The sequence below is a fragment of the Streptomyces sp. NPDC127038 genome (assembly GCF_042725875.1).
Lineage (GTDB): Bacteria > Actinomycetota > Actinomycetes > Streptomycetales > Streptomycetaceae > Streptomyces.
Genome location: NZ_JBHXDQ010000074.1, coordinates 32893 through 46470, shown reverse-complemented (window position 1 = coordinate 46470; position 13578 = coordinate 32893). Strand labels below are relative to the sequence as shown.

Sequence of the window (13578 nt, the reverse complement as noted above, 5' to 3'; positions counted from 1 at the left end):
TGGGCGTCGTGCCCAATGTGACGCCCCCCCCCGGGTGGGGGTGCCCGCCCCGGGGGGCCCGCCGCCGCCCCCCCCCCCCGGGGCGGGGGGGGCTGTCACCCCCCACCCCGGCCCCGGTTCCGTTAACGGCCACTAACCTGCTTCCATGACTGTGCATCTCGAAGTGGCCGAAGGCGTGGGCACCATCCGCCTGGACCGCCCTCCCATGAACGCCCTGGACGTGGCGACGCAGGACCGCCTCAAGGAACTGGCCGAGGAGGCCACGGCCCGGCCGGACGTCCGGGCCGTGGTGCTGTACGGCGGGGAGAAGGTGTTCGCGGCGGGCGCGGACATCAAGGAGATGCAGGCCATGGACCACGCCGCGATGGTCGTACGGTCCCGGGCCCTGCAGGACTCCTTCACCGCCGTCGCCCGCATTCCCAAGCCCGTCGTCGCCGCCGTCACCGGCTACGCGCTCGGCGGCGGCTGCGAACTGGCCCTGTGCGCCGACTACCGCATCGCCGGGGACAACGCCAAGCTCGGCCAGCCGGAGATCCTGCTCGGCCTCATCCCCGGTGCCGGCGGCACCCAGCGGCTCTCCCGGCTGATCGGTCCCTCCAAGGCCAAGGACCTCATCTTCACCGGCCGGATGGTGAAGGCCGACGAGGCCCTCGCGCTCGGTCTGGTCGACCGGGTCGTCCCCGCCGACGAGGTCTACACCGCCGCGCACGCCTGGGCCGCCCGGCTCGCGCAGGGGCCGGCCATCGCGCTGCGGGCCGCCAAGGAGTCGGTGGACGCGGGCCTGGAGACGGACATCGAGACCGGGCTGGCCATCGAACGGAACTGGTTCGCCGGTCTGTTCGCGACGGAGGACCGCGAGCGGGGCATGCGGAGCTTCGTGGAAGAGGGGCCCGGCAAGGCGAAGTTCCTCTGACCGTCCGCCGCGCCGTTCCACTGACCGTCCGCCGCGCCGGCCCCGGACGAGGCGTCCCCCGGGGGGGCCGGCGCGGCCGTTCCCGCCCCCGTTTCACCCGCCGGTCCACTCGTGGTTGACGGTGCGTCGGAACGGCGTCCCCCGTTGGGGCGCTTTATCCCAGGCTTAAGGCAACCTTAAGCACGCCTTGGGGCGAGGCGGCGGCGATTGCCCCGGAGTGGTTCGTTCCGGCAGGTCGGAGGGGTCCTGGAGCCCCCTGAACTGCCTCTGGCATATGCCGATCGGCTGGGGTGGAATGTCGCGTTCCGGGGGGCCTATTCCTTCGGAACGGCCCCGGAGGGGGCTCCGGGCGGCCATGATGGGGGGCATGGCGGGGCTGGAGGGCATGGAACAGCCGCGGCGGCACGGAAGTGCGACCGCGGCGCGCTGGACACCTGCGGTCGAGGACGAACGAGCGCTCAAGGCACTGGAGTTGTTCGGCAATCCCACCGAGGGCGAGGTGCCGTTGCCGTCCCGCCCGGAGTCCGCGGCCACCGCGCGGCGGCTCACCCAGGTCGTGGTCCTTCGGCACTGGGGGTTGTCCCCGAAGCTGACCGAGGACGCGGTCTTACTCGTCTCCGAACTCGTGGGCAACGCCGTGCGGCACACCGGCGCCCGCGTGTTCGGGCTCCGTATGCGCCGCCGCCGCGGCTGGATCCGTATCGAGGTCCGTGACCCCTCCCGCGGCCTTCCCTGTCTCATGCCGGTCCAGGAGATGGACCTGAGCGGGCGGGGTCTGTTCCTCGTCGACAAGCTCTCCGACCGCTGGGGCGTCGACCTGCTGCCCCGCGGCAAGACCACCTGGTTCGAGATGCGCGTCGCCGACCGCTGAGCCGCCGGATACGCGTGAGCCCCGGCCGCGTGGCAGCCGGGGCTTGCGGGGTGCCGCGGAACGAATGGGGTGTGAACCGCGCCACCGGCGACAACCGTGGCCCGGGTCAATGGGTGGAGGTCGCAGGGCCGACTATCGCAGACACCCCCGACCGATCCAAAACAGGGTCTCCCACACCCCAGAAGCCCCGAACGCCCCACGCCCCCGGCCCCCTGCACCACGGTGACCCCAGACCGCGCCCCCGAGCCCGCGGCCCCTGGCCGGAGTCAGGCCTCCGAGCCCCCCTGGTCGGCGCTCGCGGAGCGACCCGCACCACCACCCGGGTGGGGCAATCGCCGGTTTTTCGGTCGATTCACCCTTAAATGGTCCGGTGACCACGCCCGCCGAAGACCCCGCAGCCTCCGCCCCGCCCCGGCGCGCTGCCCTGCTCACGGGACTCGCGCTCACCGCAGGAACCCTCGCCGCCGGAGTGACCGCAGGCTGTTCCGCCCCGCGAACCGCCCACGCCCAGAACCTCACGACCCCTCCGGCCGCCCCCAGCGCACCCCATGCCACGACGACCCGCGGAGCCCCCGCGCTCGCCCCCGTACCCCGCCAGTACCCCTCCCAGCCCGCCGAGATCACCCACGGCCCCCGTACCCAGCCGTCCAGAGTGGCCCTGACCTTCCACGGCCAGGGCGACCCCTCCGTGGCGAAGGCCTTGCTGGGCGAGGCCGAGAAGGCCGGCGCCCGGATCACCGTCCTCGCCGTCGGCAGCTGGCTCGACGAGCACCCGGACCTCGCCCGCCGCATCCTGGACGGCGGCCACGACCTCGGCAACCACACCCAGCGCCACCTCGACATCAACGCCATGACGGAGGCGGAGGCGGCCGCGGAGATCCGGGGCTGCGCGGACCGCCTCAAGAAGCTCACCGGCTCGATCGGCACCTGGTTCCGGCCCTCCCGCAGCCCCCGGGCCTCCCCCCTGGTCCAGCGCCTCGCCCGCGAGGCGGGCTACCCGCACACGCTCTCCTACGACGTCGACTCCCTGGACTACACCTCGCCGGGAGCCGCCGCCGTCACCCGCAAGGTGATGGCCGAGGTCCGACCCGGCTCCGTCGTGAGCCTGCACTTCGGATACGCCGGCACGGTCGCCGCCCTCCCCTCCCTCCTGCACGAACTCGACCGCCGCGGCCTCGGCGCGGTCACCACCACGGAGCTGCTGAGCTGATGCTGACGCCACCCTCCTCCCTGCGCCGCGTCCTGATCGCGGGCGCCGCCCTCACCACGTTCGCCGCCCTCGCCGGCTGCGGCGCCTCCTCCGACAGCCACGCGGACCAGAACCACACGACCACCAAAGCGGCCGTCCCGCCCGCCCCGGTCAGGCAGCCGGCCGCCCAGGGCCTGCCCGGCATGCCCCCGCTGCTGGACCCGTCGGACGTGTACGCCGCCGACCGCCCCGGCCGGCTCTCCCCGGTGGTCAAGGACTTCCCCTCCCGGGTCTACGTGCCCAACACCAACTCCAACACCGTCTCGGTCATCGACCCGGCGACGTACAAGGTCATCGAGACGATCCCGGTCGGCGTCCAGCCCCAGCACGTCGTCCCCTCCTGGGACCTGAAGACCCTGTGGGTCAACAACGACCGGGGCAACACCCTCACCCCCATCGACCCGAAGACCGGCGAGGCGGGCAAGCCCGTCGACGTCCACGACCCGTACAACCTCTACTTCACGCCCAACGGCAAGTACGCCATCGTGATGGCCTCGCTCGACCGTGAGCTCGTCTTCCGTGACGCGCACACCATGAAGACCGTCAGGACGGAGCCGGTCAGCTGCTACGGCGTCAACCACGCCGACTTCTCCCCGGACGGCCGCTACTTCATCGTGTCCTGCGAGTTCAGCGGTGAACTCCTGAAGGTCGACACCGAGCGGATGAAGGTGATCGGCCAGCAGAAGCTGCCGTTCCACGGGGCGATGCCCCAGGACGTGAAGATCTCCCCGGACGGCAAGCGGTTCTACATCGCCGACATGATGGCCGACGGCGTGTGGATCCTCGACGGCGACAAGTTCACCCGGCCGACCCTGCTGCACACGGGCAAGGGCGCCCACGGCCTCTACGTCAGCCGGGACTCGCGCGAGATGTACATCTCCAACCGCGGCGAAGGCACCATCTCCATCTTCGACTTCACGCAGAACAAGCTCACCAAGAAGTGGCGCCTGCCCGACGGAGGCAGCCCCGACATGGGCGGCGTCTCGGCCGACGGCAAGGTCCTGTGGCTCTCCGGCCGCTACAACTCGGAGGTGTACGCGATCGACACCCGCACCGGCCACCAGATCGCCCGCATCCACGTCGGCAGCGGTCCGCACGGCCTCGCCGTCTACCCCCAGCCCGGCCGCTACTCGCTCGGCCACACCGGCATCTTCCGCTGACCCGTCCGGCGGGGGCGCCGCACAAGCAGTCCGCACGATCCGTCCGCGCGACCCGTTCAACGGGGCAGCAGCAGCGCCTCCGCGCCCACCGGCAGATAGCCCGCCGCCTGGAACGCCCGCACACTGCGGGCGTTGCCCGGCGAGACCTGCGCCCACACCGGCTCCGCCGCGAGGTGCCGGGCGGCTCCCACCAGCAGCCGGCCCAGACCCCGGTGCCGTACGCCGTCCGCCACCTCGGCCGAGACCTCCAGCCGGCCGGCGACCCCGCGCCCCAGGACCACCACCCCGCCGTCCGCCTCCCAGGCCCGCACCTCGTCGCGCCGCTCGCGCGCGTACGCGACGCGCGGGTGCCCGGAACCGGAGAGCTCCACCAGGTCGAGGGGCGCCTCACCCGGCAGCGGCTCCGCCACCAGCAGCGCGTCCACCGTGTCGTGGGCGCGGCCCGTGCGGTCCATCAACGCCGTCAGGAAACGGGGGTTGAGCGGCGCGGCGAGCGGATCGCAGCCGGCCGCCCGCAGCGCGGCCCGCACCCACCGCGGGTCCTCGTCCGTGAAGACGACCGCGTGGGCGGTGAGGGAGAGCACCCCGGTGTCCCGGGGCGAGGGCGCCCGCACGATCGTGGTGGCCCCGTCCTCCGGCGGGAAGACCCCGCGCGCCGCCGCGTCGAGAACGTCCCGCAAGGTGTCCATCGCGCGCTCCTCCCGTCTCCGCCCGCCGCGTGCGCCCGCCCCGCGCATCGGCCCGACGGTACTCGCCGCACCGCGTGCTCGGCCGGACCGTTAATCTGACCTCCGTACACCAGGCAGTAACGCATGCAGTGATGCACGACGAAGGGGCGGATCGGTGGCCGACATCGAGGAAGCACGCAAGCAGTTCGAGCGGATCGATACGGACGGTGACGGGTTCATCACCGCGGCCGAGTTCAAGACCGCTCTCGCCCAGGGCGGCGACTGGAACGTCACCGAGTCGGTGGCGGAGGCCATCATCGCGACCCGTGACCTCAACGGCGACAAGGTCCTCTCGTTCGACGAGTTCTGGATCCACCTGAACAAGTGACGCCCGCCGAAGGGGCGCCCACCGGTCTTCCGGAGGGCGCCCCTTCGGCGTACGCGGCCGACGCGAGGGCGGTCACCCGAACGCCGAATGTCCGGAATAGTGCCCGCGCTCCCGGGGTTGGTGATGCGCGTCAGGAGCATCGGGAGCATCACCTCCGGAAGGGTCTGTCTCTCATGAAGATCGGCATCATCGGCGCGGGGAACATCGGCGGCAACCTCACCCGGCGGCTCACCGCCGTCGGCCACGACGTCTTCGTCGCCAATTCCCGCGGTCCCCAGACGCTGAGCGCGCTCGCCGAGGAGACCGGGGCGACCCCCGTCACGGTCGAGCGGGCGGCCGAGGGCGCGGACGTCGTGATCGTCACGATCCCGCTCAAGGCCGTGCCCGACCTGCCGGACGGCGTCCTGGACGGGGCCGCCGAGGGCGTCGCCGTCATCGACACCGGCAACTACTACCCCCAGCAGCGGGACGGCAGGATCGCCGGGATCGAGGACGACGGCCTCACCGAGAGCGGCTGGACGGCCCAGCAGCTCGGCCACACGGTGATCAAGGCCTTCAACGGCACCTTCGCGCAGGACATCCTGGACCGCGCCCGCCCGGCCGGCGCCCCCGACCGCATGGCCCTCCCGGTGGCCGGCGACGACGCGGCGGCGAAGCGGCGCGTGCGCGAGCTGATCGAGGAGATCGGCTTCGACACCGTCGACGCCGGCGGTCTGGCCGACTCCTGGCGCCAGCAGCCCGGCACCCCCGTCTACGGCCTCCAGGAAGGCCGCGACGCGGTGACGAAGGCCCTGGCGGAGGCGCCCCCGGAGCGCCCGGCGGACTTCCGCGGGTGACCCGCCGGGCCGCCGCACGCGCTCGCTAGCCCGCCTGCCTCAGGGTGTCCGCCGGAATCCGCGGAGTGTGCGGGTAGACGGCGGAGCGGTGCTGGAAGGAGAGGATCTTCGGGTTCTGGACGACGCCGTCACGGATCTCGATGGCCTTGCGGACCGTGATGTCGGCGTCCCAGGCGGTGGGGCCGCTCATGACCTTGCGCAGGTAGGGGAGGAGCGCCTCGCTGATCTCCCAGGTGGCGGAGTTCCAGAGGTGGGACGGGCTGTGGTCCACCGCGTAGTAGTGACAGCCCGCGCCGACGGTGGGCATGGGATCGCCGAAGGTGGTCGGACGGGCCCAGGCGAAGCCCATGCCCTCGTCGCAGGCGACGTCGATGAAGAACGTGCCCGGCCGGAACAGGGAGAGCTCCTCCTCGGTGACGAACGTGAGCGGCGCGTCGGTGTCCTGGAGGATGCAGTTGACGACGATGTCGAACCCGGCCAGGTACTCCGCCAGCGGTACGGGCCCGGCCGGGGTGGACGCCTGGAGACGCGAGGGGGCGCCCGGCTGCTCCTCGAAGTGGCCCATCACGACCGAGGGCATCGGGGAGGCCACCGCCGCGGCCTCGCGCTGGGTGAGCACCGTGACGTCGGAGACCCCCATGGCGCCCAGGCCCGTGACCGCTCCGCGAGCCGTGGCACCGAAACTGATGACCACCGCGCGCAGCCGGCGTCCGTAGCTGCCGGTCAGCCCCCCGAGCTGCAGGGCGTGCAGCACCGAGCAGTAGCCCGCGAGTTCGTTGTTCTTGTGGAACACGTGGACGCTGAAGGCGCCCGTGGAGGTCCAGTGGTTCATGGCTTCCCAGGCGATCAGCGTCAGTCGCCCGTCGATGGCGGTCTGGGTCATCCTCTCGTCCTGCACGCAGTGCGGCCATCCCCACAGGACCTGGCCCTCGCGCAGCTCGGCGACGTCCTCGTGCAGGGGTTTGGGCAGCAGCAGGACGTCGCACTCGGCGACGAGTTCCTCACGGGAGCGCAATCCGGCCACCAGGGGCCGCAGGGCGTCGTCGGTGACGCCGAAACGCCGTCCGTAGCCCGTTTCGAGGAAGATCCTCTCGCGTACGTCAGGGGCGATCCGGTCGAGGTGGCCGGGGTGCAGCGGCAACCGGAACTCGTTCTCCTTGCGGGAGGAGGCCGGTACTCCGAGACTCATCGGACTCATGTGGGGCGGCTCATTTCCTGCCGGACGCGGTGTGCTCCGGCCTCGCCGTTCCCCGAGGGCGACGCCGCGACGGATGGCGGCGTGCGAGGTGCGCTCGGTAGGGCAACCGTACTCCGGTCCCGGACGCCGACCGCCCGCCGCTCGTCCGAGCCCGGCGGGCGGGGAGGCGCCGAAGCCCCTGGGAGCGGGCCCTAGGCGCTGTCGGCCCACGCGCGCAGGGCGGCCTCGCTCTCGAAGTCCGCGACGTTCCGGTCCACCGGATCCGAGGTGTACTGGTGGAAGCGCCACTTCGCCCGGATGCGGGGTTCGCCCGCGGTCACGTAGTCGGCGATCCACAGACCGTCGCCGGCGTACGAGGTGGTGTCGACGTTCAGCCAGAAGTCCCGGTTCGTGTAGAGCACCACACGGTTGTCCGGGCGGAGGTCCTTCACCTTGCGGATGAAGCGGTCCTTCTCCGCGTTGCTCGCGTGGGTGCCGTCGCCGGTGGTCTCCCAGTCGACGGCGAGCAGGTCGCCCGCCCGCTCGGTGGCCTTGCCGACGAAGTACTCGGCCTGGGCGGTGATGTCGCCGGGCCACAGGAAGTGGTAGAAGCCCACGACGCAGTCCGCGTCCCGGGCGGTCCTCACCTGCGCGGTGAGTTTCGGGTTGACGTACGAGCGGCCCTCCGTCGCCTTGACGAAGACGAAGGAGAGCCCGGCGGTGCCGTACGCGGACGACTGGTAGGCGCTGACGTCGATGCCTCGCAGCATGGGTGGAGCCTCCGTGCATGGGGGGAGACGGGCCGCGCGCGGCGATGCCCGCTGCCCGTGCGGAACAACAACTTCCTTTGGAATTACCCCACTTCGCCCTCTTGACGCTCGCACGCGTGACCGCAGGGCGTGCGTGGGGCATCCGTTGGGGCCGCGCGGCGCGCGCGTGGGGCCCGCGGGGCCCGTCCCGTGCCCGCGCGGCCGCACCGGGAATGCGCGGGGACGGGCGGAAGTCCCAGTCGCCGACGGCCGGCAGGGACCATCGCCCTATAGTCCCGGAACCCCGTCACCCGGCACATTGGAGACCACGGCGAGAAAACGTGCAGAGGTCATGACGGGAGTGATCGTGTCCGCTCAGATAGCCATTGATCCCGGCCGCTTCAGCCAGTTCGGTGAGGCCACCGGAAGCACCTTCTGTCTGATCACGAATTCCGAACTGGTGGACCGTATCGACATAGTCGAGACGGCGCCCTACCGGGAATTCATCACCATCACGCTGGACGCCGGAGACCGGTTCGAGGACATTCTCGCGAAGCGGATCCCGGAACCCGCGCACGTGCTCGTCGTCTCGCCCCACCGTTTCTTCGAGTCACCTGACCCCTCCCTGGTGGGCCGGCGGAAGATCATGGGAATGGCGTGCAACTCGACGCCGACCGGGCTCGACGAGATCCGGCACTTCCTCGGGGTGATGGAACGGACCTCGGCGGCCGAACAGGCGGCGTTCTGCGACACGTTCTTCGAACTCGCCGAGGACTCCGAGCAGCTCGTCTACGTCGACCCCGCGCACGGCACCCGGGCCACCCTCGACCATCTGCGCGAGGGACTGGTGTGGAACCAGCAGGCCGGCCCGCTGGACTGGGGCGACCAGCAGATCGTCCCGTCCGGCGAGATCAGCGTGCTGCCCGTCGAGATCAGGGAGTTCGACGAGGCGCTGAAGCTGCCGCTCGAGGGCGAGATCACGCTGCGCGGCTACCCGATCCTGCACAACGGCACCCCCTCCTTCTCCCGCGCCGACCAGGCCCGTGTCCACGCGCAGCTGTGGGCGATGCACGACAACGCGATCAAGGCCACCGTCGAGGACGGCAGGATCACGCGGCTGGTGGCGCTGGACGCGGGAGCGGCGCCGGCCGTGGCGATGCTGGAGCAGATGTTCGCCGTCGACTCCCGCTACCGGATCGTCTGGGAGATCGGCCACGCCCTCAACACCTCCCACGACATCCTGCCCGGCAACCACGCCATGAACGAGGTGTACGGCGGCACGGAGGGCTGTCTCCACTTCGGCCTCGGGCTCACCCCGTACACCCAGTACCACCTGGACATCATCTCGCCGGACACCCGCGTGCTGACCAGCAATGGAGTCGCGGTGATCGGCCACCCGGACCACCCCACCGTGGAAAGGGTCGTGCCCCTCGCATAGCGGGTCGCGACCACCCGGCCGGGGTGAACGCAAGGAAATCAACCCAACAGGAGGTGACTCCCCATGAAGAAGATCAAGGTGCAGAAGAACCGCAACTACCTGGGCACGCTCCTGGGCTGAGTACCGACCCGCGGCGGGGTGTTCCACGCCCCGCCGCGGGGTTCCCCCTTTTTCTCCTCTCCAGGGAGTCTCCCGTGCCACCGCTGGAACTCGACCCGAGCGACTTCGACCAGTTCGGCCCGCTGGCCGGGACATTCTGTCTGATCACGAGCGAACGGCACGGCGAGCTCATCTCCCTGAATTCCGGTTCCCGTGATTCTGGTTCCGGGAATTCCGCCTCACTGCATTCCCCGGATTCCGGTGACGGGTATTCGCGGGTGCTCCGGCTGACGCTTCCGCCCGGCACCCGCCTCGGCGAGCTGATCGAGCACCGCGTCCCGGAGGACGCCCATGTGCTGGCGGTCTGCCCCGGGCAGTTCCTCGACTCGCCGACCCCGCGGGAACTCGGCGCACGCAGACTGGCCGTGCTGCCGGCCGGATCCACGCCGCTCACCGACGAACACGTCCGCTACTTCCTGCGCACCGCCGCGCTCACCGACGTCGCCGGGCACGCCCGGGTGGCCGAGGAGTTCTTCGACCTGGTGGGCGACAGCGACCGGCTGACGATCGTCGACGACGTCTCCGGCACCGAGGCCGAGTTCGACCACACCGCCGGTGAATGCGTCTGGAACATGCAGGCCGGCGTCCTGGAGGAGGGCGACCAGCAGATCTTCCCCTCCGGCAAACTGAGCGTCACCGCCGCCGAGATCACCACCTTCGCACCGGAGGCACGGCTGCTCGGCCTCCACGGAGACCTGACCCTGCGCGGCTGGCCGATCGTCCACCGCCACCGGGACCCGGCCGACGGAGCCGACCAGCAAAGGCTGTTCGAGGCGCTCGCACCGCTCGTCTCCGACGCCGTGACCCTGCACATCAGGGCCGGGAGCATCGAGGGCCTCACCCCGCAGACCCCGGGGGCGGCCCCGGCCGCGGTGGAGCTGGAGAAGCTCCTCACCGACGATCCGCGCTACCGCGTCATCTGGGAACTCGGCTTCGGGATCAACACCAGCACGGAGATCATCCCGGCGAACTGCGGCCCGAACGAGGTGTACGGAGCCACCGGCGGCGTCGTGAACCTCGGCCTGGGGATCACGCCGGCCACGCGCTTCGCCCTGGCCTTCCTGTGCCCCCGCAGCTCACTGGTGACCTCGGACGGTACCGCCGTCCTCGGCGCCCGCAAGGCGGTACGCCGCGGCCGGATGCAGCGCGTGTCCAGCGCGGGCTGCGGCTGCCACTGACCCCAAGGAGGGAAGCACGCCATGACGATCAACTCCGAACTGCGCAAGAAGGTCGACGCGGTCCTCGACACCTTCATCAAGGACTTCTACGCGACCGTCCCGTACGCGCAGCACCAGAAGGACGCCTCCGAGCTGAACCTCGACTACTACAAGCGCCACAACATCGAGACGATCCTGAGGCTGCGCCGCAAGCGGACCGTGGACGCCCTGGCCATCAAGTACTTCACCAAGGTGGACCCGGTGCAGGCCAAGGCCTGGGCGCACTACACCGACGACGAGATGCTGCACGACCGGCTGTTCGCCGCCGACCTCGCCAAGGTCGGCGTCACCAAGGACCAGATCTACTCCACGGAACCGCTGCTCTCCACCAAACTCCTCACCGGATACCTCCAGTTCGGCATGGAGTTCGAGGACAGCCCGATGGCGCTGATCACCAGCGTGTACTTCGTCGAGTACGTCACCACGCGCACCCAGCCCGACTGGCTGGACAACCTGGGCGGCGTGCTCGGCGAGGAGAACGTCAAGGGCGCCCGCGCGCACGTCAACACGGACCTCGACGACGACCACGACGACTTCGTGTGGCGCGTGCTGTCCACGCTGATCCACTCCGAGGCCGACGAGCGCAAGGTCGTCGAGCACCTCCACAACGTCTACTGGCTGTGGAAGCTCTACTTCGTGGAGCTGCACCAGCTCACCGTGCTCGGCAAGAGCGACGCACAGATCCCGCTGCCCACCTCGGCCGAGGTCTGAGCGGGCAGCGGTGGCCGACGACGACCGAGCCACACGGCCCGGCGGGCGGTCCGGGGTCGAGGTACTGGCCCTGCCGCCCGGCCGGGAGCTGCCGACCGCGACCGAGAAGTGGATCGTGGACGGTCTGGTCCTCGCCATGCCGGGGCTCCACACCCGCCAGCTGTTCACGCTCCGCCGCGAGATGCTGACTGACGCCGACCACATCGTGGTGGGGGTGGACCGCGAGCGCGACCGGGTCGTGTCGCTGCTCACCTCCCGCTGGGCCGGGATCCCCTCGGGGCGGCCCTGTCTCCACATCATGATCCAGTTCGTGGGGGACGCGTACCGGGGCGCCACCGTCTTCAAGGAGAGCTGGGCCCTGCACTTCGAACGGCTGCTCGCCGAGGGCCGCCCGTTCCCCGAGGTGATCGCGCTCAAGACGTACAACCCGGTGGTGCACTGCGCGATGGCCGCGTTCAGCGGTCATCCGGAGATCAGCATGTACCCGGACCTCGCGGGCAAGGACGACAGCCAGGAGACGCTGGCGGCCGAGGTGGCCGCGGCGCTCGCCCCCGGGGCCGCGTTCGACCCCGCGCACGGGGTCGTCCCGGGCGTCGGCCGTCCCCTCGACCTCTACCGGGAACGGCCGCTGAGCCATGTGCCCGAGGCCAACCGGTACTTCGCCGAGCACACCGAGCCGGGCGACCGGGTGCTGTGCCTGCTGCACGTGCCCACACGGGCGGGGGCGCACGCGATCCTCACCGCCCTGGGGGTGCCGTTGCCCTCCGGGCGGAGCTGAGTCCAGCCGGTGCCGCGGCCGGCACCGGGTCACGCACCCCAGGAACGCGAGGCAGCATGGCGGACACGTTTCCCCTCGACTACGCCCGGGCCAGGACCGCGTTCCTGGCCGCCGCCGAGGAGGCGGGCGCGCGGCTGAGGACCTTCACCCTGCCGGGGCACCTCGGGCCCGACGGCGGCGAACTCCGTGTGGACACCGCCGTCCTGGGGCCGCCCGACCCGGCGAAGCTCCTGGTGACGGTCTCCGGGACGCACGGCATCGAGGGCTTCTGCGGCTCCGCCTGCCAGACGGGCGTCCTGCTGCGGGAAGGCGTGGCGCGGGCCGCCGCCGGTCCCAGCACCGGTGTGCTGCTCGTCCACGCCCTCAACCCGTACGGCTTCGCCCATCTGCGGCGCGTCAACGAGGACAACGTCGACCTCAACCGGAATTTCGTCGACCACGCCGTCCCGCCGCACAACGACGCCTACGACGCGGTGCACTCCACGCTGGTGCCGCCGGAGGACGGCGCCTTCACGCCCGCGGAGCTCGTCGCGGACCTCACCGCGCTCCGCGACCGGCTCGGCCCCCAGCGGCTCCAGGAGGCGGTGACCCGCGGCCAGTACCGCCACCCCGACGGTCTCTTCTACGGCGGACGGGCCCCGGTCTGGTCCCGGCGGGTGTTCGAGACGGTGGTCGCCGAGCAGATCGCCGGCGCCGGGCACGTGGCCTACATCGACCTGCACACCGGGCTCGGCGAGCGCGGGGTCGGCGAGCCCATCTTCCGCGGCGGCCGCGACGCGGACGCCCACCAGCGGGCCCGCCGGTGGTACGGCGACGCGCTCACCGCCTCCGAGGAGGGCACCTCCTCCTCCACGCCGATCGTGGGCAACACGGCGACCGCGGTGGCGGACGGCCTCGGCCCGGGCGGCCGGCTGACCGCGATCACGCTGGAGTTCGGCACGCAGCCGGGGCCCGAGGTGCTGTTGGCCCTGTGCGCCGACAACTGGCTGCACAGGAACCGGCCCCCGGCCGAGGCGGTCCGCTCCGGACTCAAGCGGCTGATCCGCGACGCCTTCTGCCCGGCGCAGGACGCCCGTTGGCGCGAACAGGTTCTCCAGCGGGCCCGCGAGGTCTTCGACCAGGCCCTCACCGGCCTCGCCGACGCCAAGCCCACCGGGTCCGACTGACCGGCCAAGCCCGCGAGACCTCGGCGGGGGGCCCCCCCCCCGGGGGGGGGCCGCCGGGGGAGGGGGAACGGGGGGCGGGCCCGCCGCCCAAGGGGGAA

14 protein-coding genes are annotated in these 13578 nt (G+C 71.5%); 11 read left to right on the top strand and 3 right to left on the bottom strand.

The features are described 5' to 3' along the window. Positions 1–145 precede the first annotated feature (145 nt). The 4 genes from ACFWI4_RS35125 to ACFWI4_RS35110 all read left to right on the top strand — a co-directional run bounded on the left by ACFWI4_RS35125 (position 146) and on the right by ACFWI4_RS35110 (position 4193). Positions 146–913, top strand: a complete 768-nt coding sequence (locus ACFWI4_RS35125) for an enoyl-CoA hydratase/isomerase family protein (protein WP_385400316.1) — start codon at positions 146–148, stop codon at positions 911–913. A gap of 367 nt (positions 914–1280) precedes the next feature. Beyond that, positions 1281–1784 carry an ATP-binding protein gene (locus tag ACFWI4_RS35120; RefSeq protein ID WP_385400314.1) on the top strand — a complete coding sequence of 168 codons (504 nt, stop codon included), beginning with the start codon at positions 1281–1283 and terminating at the stop codon, positions 1782–1784. Between the two features lie 370 nt (positions 1785–2154). Next, positions 2155–2994 carry a polysaccharide deacetylase family protein gene (locus ACFWI4_RS35115; RefSeq protein WP_387204841.1) on the top strand — a complete coding sequence of 280 codons (840 nt, stop codon included), beginning with the start codon at positions 2155–2157 and terminating at the stop codon, positions 2992–2994. Then, positions 2994–4193 (top strand): YncE family protein, encoded by a 1200-nt coding sequence (locus ACFWI4_RS35110; RefSeq protein WP_387204838.1) that lies wholly within the window; start codon positions 2994–2996, stop codon positions 4191–4193. The genes ACFWI4_RS35115 and ACFWI4_RS35110 overlap by 1 nt, the downstream gene beginning before the upstream one ends. A gap of 56 nt (positions 4194–4249) precedes the next feature. Here ACFWI4_RS35110 and ACFWI4_RS35105 read toward each other — a convergent pair whose 3' ends face one another. Further along, positions 4250–4882: a GNAT family N-acetyltransferase gene (locus tag ACFWI4_RS35105; protein WP_387204835.1), complete on the bottom strand. Its 633-nt coding sequence runs from the start codon at positions 4880–4882 to the stop codon at positions 4250–4252. Positions 4883–5036: 154 nt separating this feature from the next. On the opposite strand from ACFWI4_RS35105, the gene ACFWI4_RS35100 reads away from it, so the two are divergent. Then, a complete protein-coding gene (locus ACFWI4_RS35100) occupies positions 5037–5249 on the top strand; it encodes an EF-hand domain-containing protein (protein ID WP_339131668.1) in 213 nt (70 codons plus the stop codon). Continuing rightward, positions 5246–6085 carry an NADPH-dependent F420 reductase gene (locus ACFWI4_RS35095; RefSeq protein WP_387204832.1) on the top strand — a complete coding sequence of 280 codons (840 nt, stop codon included), beginning with the start codon at positions 5246–5248 and terminating at the stop codon, positions 6083–6085. The genes ACFWI4_RS35100 and ACFWI4_RS35095 overlap by 4 nt, the downstream gene beginning before the upstream one ends. Before the next feature lie 25 nt (positions 6086–6110). On the opposite strand, the gene ACFWI4_RS35090 is transcribed toward ACFWI4_RS35095, so the two are convergent. Both ACFWI4_RS35090 and ACFWI4_RS35085 read right to left on the bottom strand, forming a co-directional pair. After that, positions 6111–7283 (bottom strand): N(5)-(carboxyethyl)ornithine synthase, encoded by a 1173-nt coding sequence (locus tag ACFWI4_RS35090; protein ID WP_387204829.1) that lies wholly within the window; start codon positions 7281–7283, stop codon positions 6111–6113. 191 nt (positions 7284–7474) lie between these two features. Next, positions 7475–8032: a glycoside hydrolase family 25 protein gene (locus tag ACFWI4_RS35085; protein WP_387204826.1), complete on the bottom strand. Its 558-nt coding sequence runs from the start codon at positions 8030–8032 to the stop codon at positions 7475–7477. Between the two features lie 346 nt (positions 8033–8378). Between ACFWI4_RS35085 and ACFWI4_RS35080 the strand changes: the two genes are divergently transcribed. The 5 genes from ACFWI4_RS35080 to ACFWI4_RS35060 all read left to right on the top strand — a co-directional run bounded on the left by ACFWI4_RS35080 (position 8379) and on the right by ACFWI4_RS35060 (position 13480). Next, positions 8379–9449: a hypothetical protein gene (locus ACFWI4_RS35080; protein WP_385400296.1), complete on the top strand. Its 1071-nt coding sequence runs from the start codon at positions 8379–8381 to the stop codon at positions 9447–9449. A gap of 194 nt (positions 9450–9643) precedes the next feature. Further along, positions 9644–10786 (top strand): hypothetical protein, encoded by a 1143-nt coding sequence (locus tag ACFWI4_RS35075; protein ID WP_387204823.1) that lies wholly within the window; start codon positions 9644–9646, stop codon positions 10784–10786. A 21-nt stretch (positions 10787–10807) separates the two neighbouring features. Next, the gene (locus ACFWI4_RS35070; protein WP_387204819.1) at positions 10808–11536 is read left to right on the top strand and encodes a hypothetical protein; all 729 of its coding nucleotides are present in this window, start codon (positions 10808–10810) and stop codon (positions 11534–11536) included. Between the two features lie 10 nt (positions 11537–11546). Further along, positions 11547–12314 (top strand): hypothetical protein, encoded by a 768-nt coding sequence (locus tag ACFWI4_RS35065; RefSeq protein ID WP_387204816.1) that lies wholly within the window; start codon positions 11547–11549, stop codon positions 12312–12314. Between the two features lie 56 nt (positions 12315–12370). Continuing rightward, positions 12371–13480: a M14 family metallopeptidase gene (locus ACFWI4_RS35060; RefSeq protein WP_387204813.1), complete on the top strand. Its 1110-nt coding sequence runs from the start codon at positions 12371–12373 to the stop codon at positions 13478–13480. The last annotated feature ends 98 nt before the right edge of the window (positions 13481–13578 follow it).

Excerpts from the sequence above, each read along its gene's own strand:
- ACFWI4_RS35120 (WP_385400314.1), top strand. The coding sequence starts at position 1,281 with ATGGCGGGGCTGGAGGGCATGGAACAGCCGCGGCGGCACGGAAGTGCG.
- ACFWI4_RS35070 (WP_387204819.1), top strand. The coding sequence starts at position 10,808 with ATGACGATCAACTCCGAACTGCGCAAGAAGGTCGACGCGGTCCTCGAC.
- ACFWI4_RS35105 (WP_387204835.1), bottom strand. The coding sequence starts at position 4,882 with ATGGACACCTTGCGGGACGTTCTCGACGCGGCGGCGCGCGGGGTCTTC.
- ACFWI4_RS35110 (WP_387204838.1), top strand. The coding sequence starts at position 2,994 with ATGCTGACGCCACCCTCCTCCCTGCGCCGCGTCCTGATCGCGGGCGCC.
- ACFWI4_RS35090 (WP_387204829.1), bottom strand. The coding sequence starts at position 7,283 with ATGAGTCCGATGAGTCTCGGAGTACCGGCCTCCTCCCGCAAGGAGAAC.
- ACFWI4_RS35060 (WP_387204813.1), top strand. The coding sequence starts at position 12,371 with ATGGCGGACACGTTTCCCCTCGACTACGCCCGGGCCAGGACCGCGTTC.
- ACFWI4_RS35085 (WP_387204826.1), bottom strand. The coding sequence starts at position 8,032 with ATGCTGCGAGGCATCGACGTCAGCGCCTACCAGTCGTCCGCGTACGGC.
- ACFWI4_RS35125 (WP_385400316.1), top strand. The coding sequence starts at position 146 with ATGACTGTGCATCTCGAAGTGGCCGAAGGCGTGGGCACCATCCGCCTG.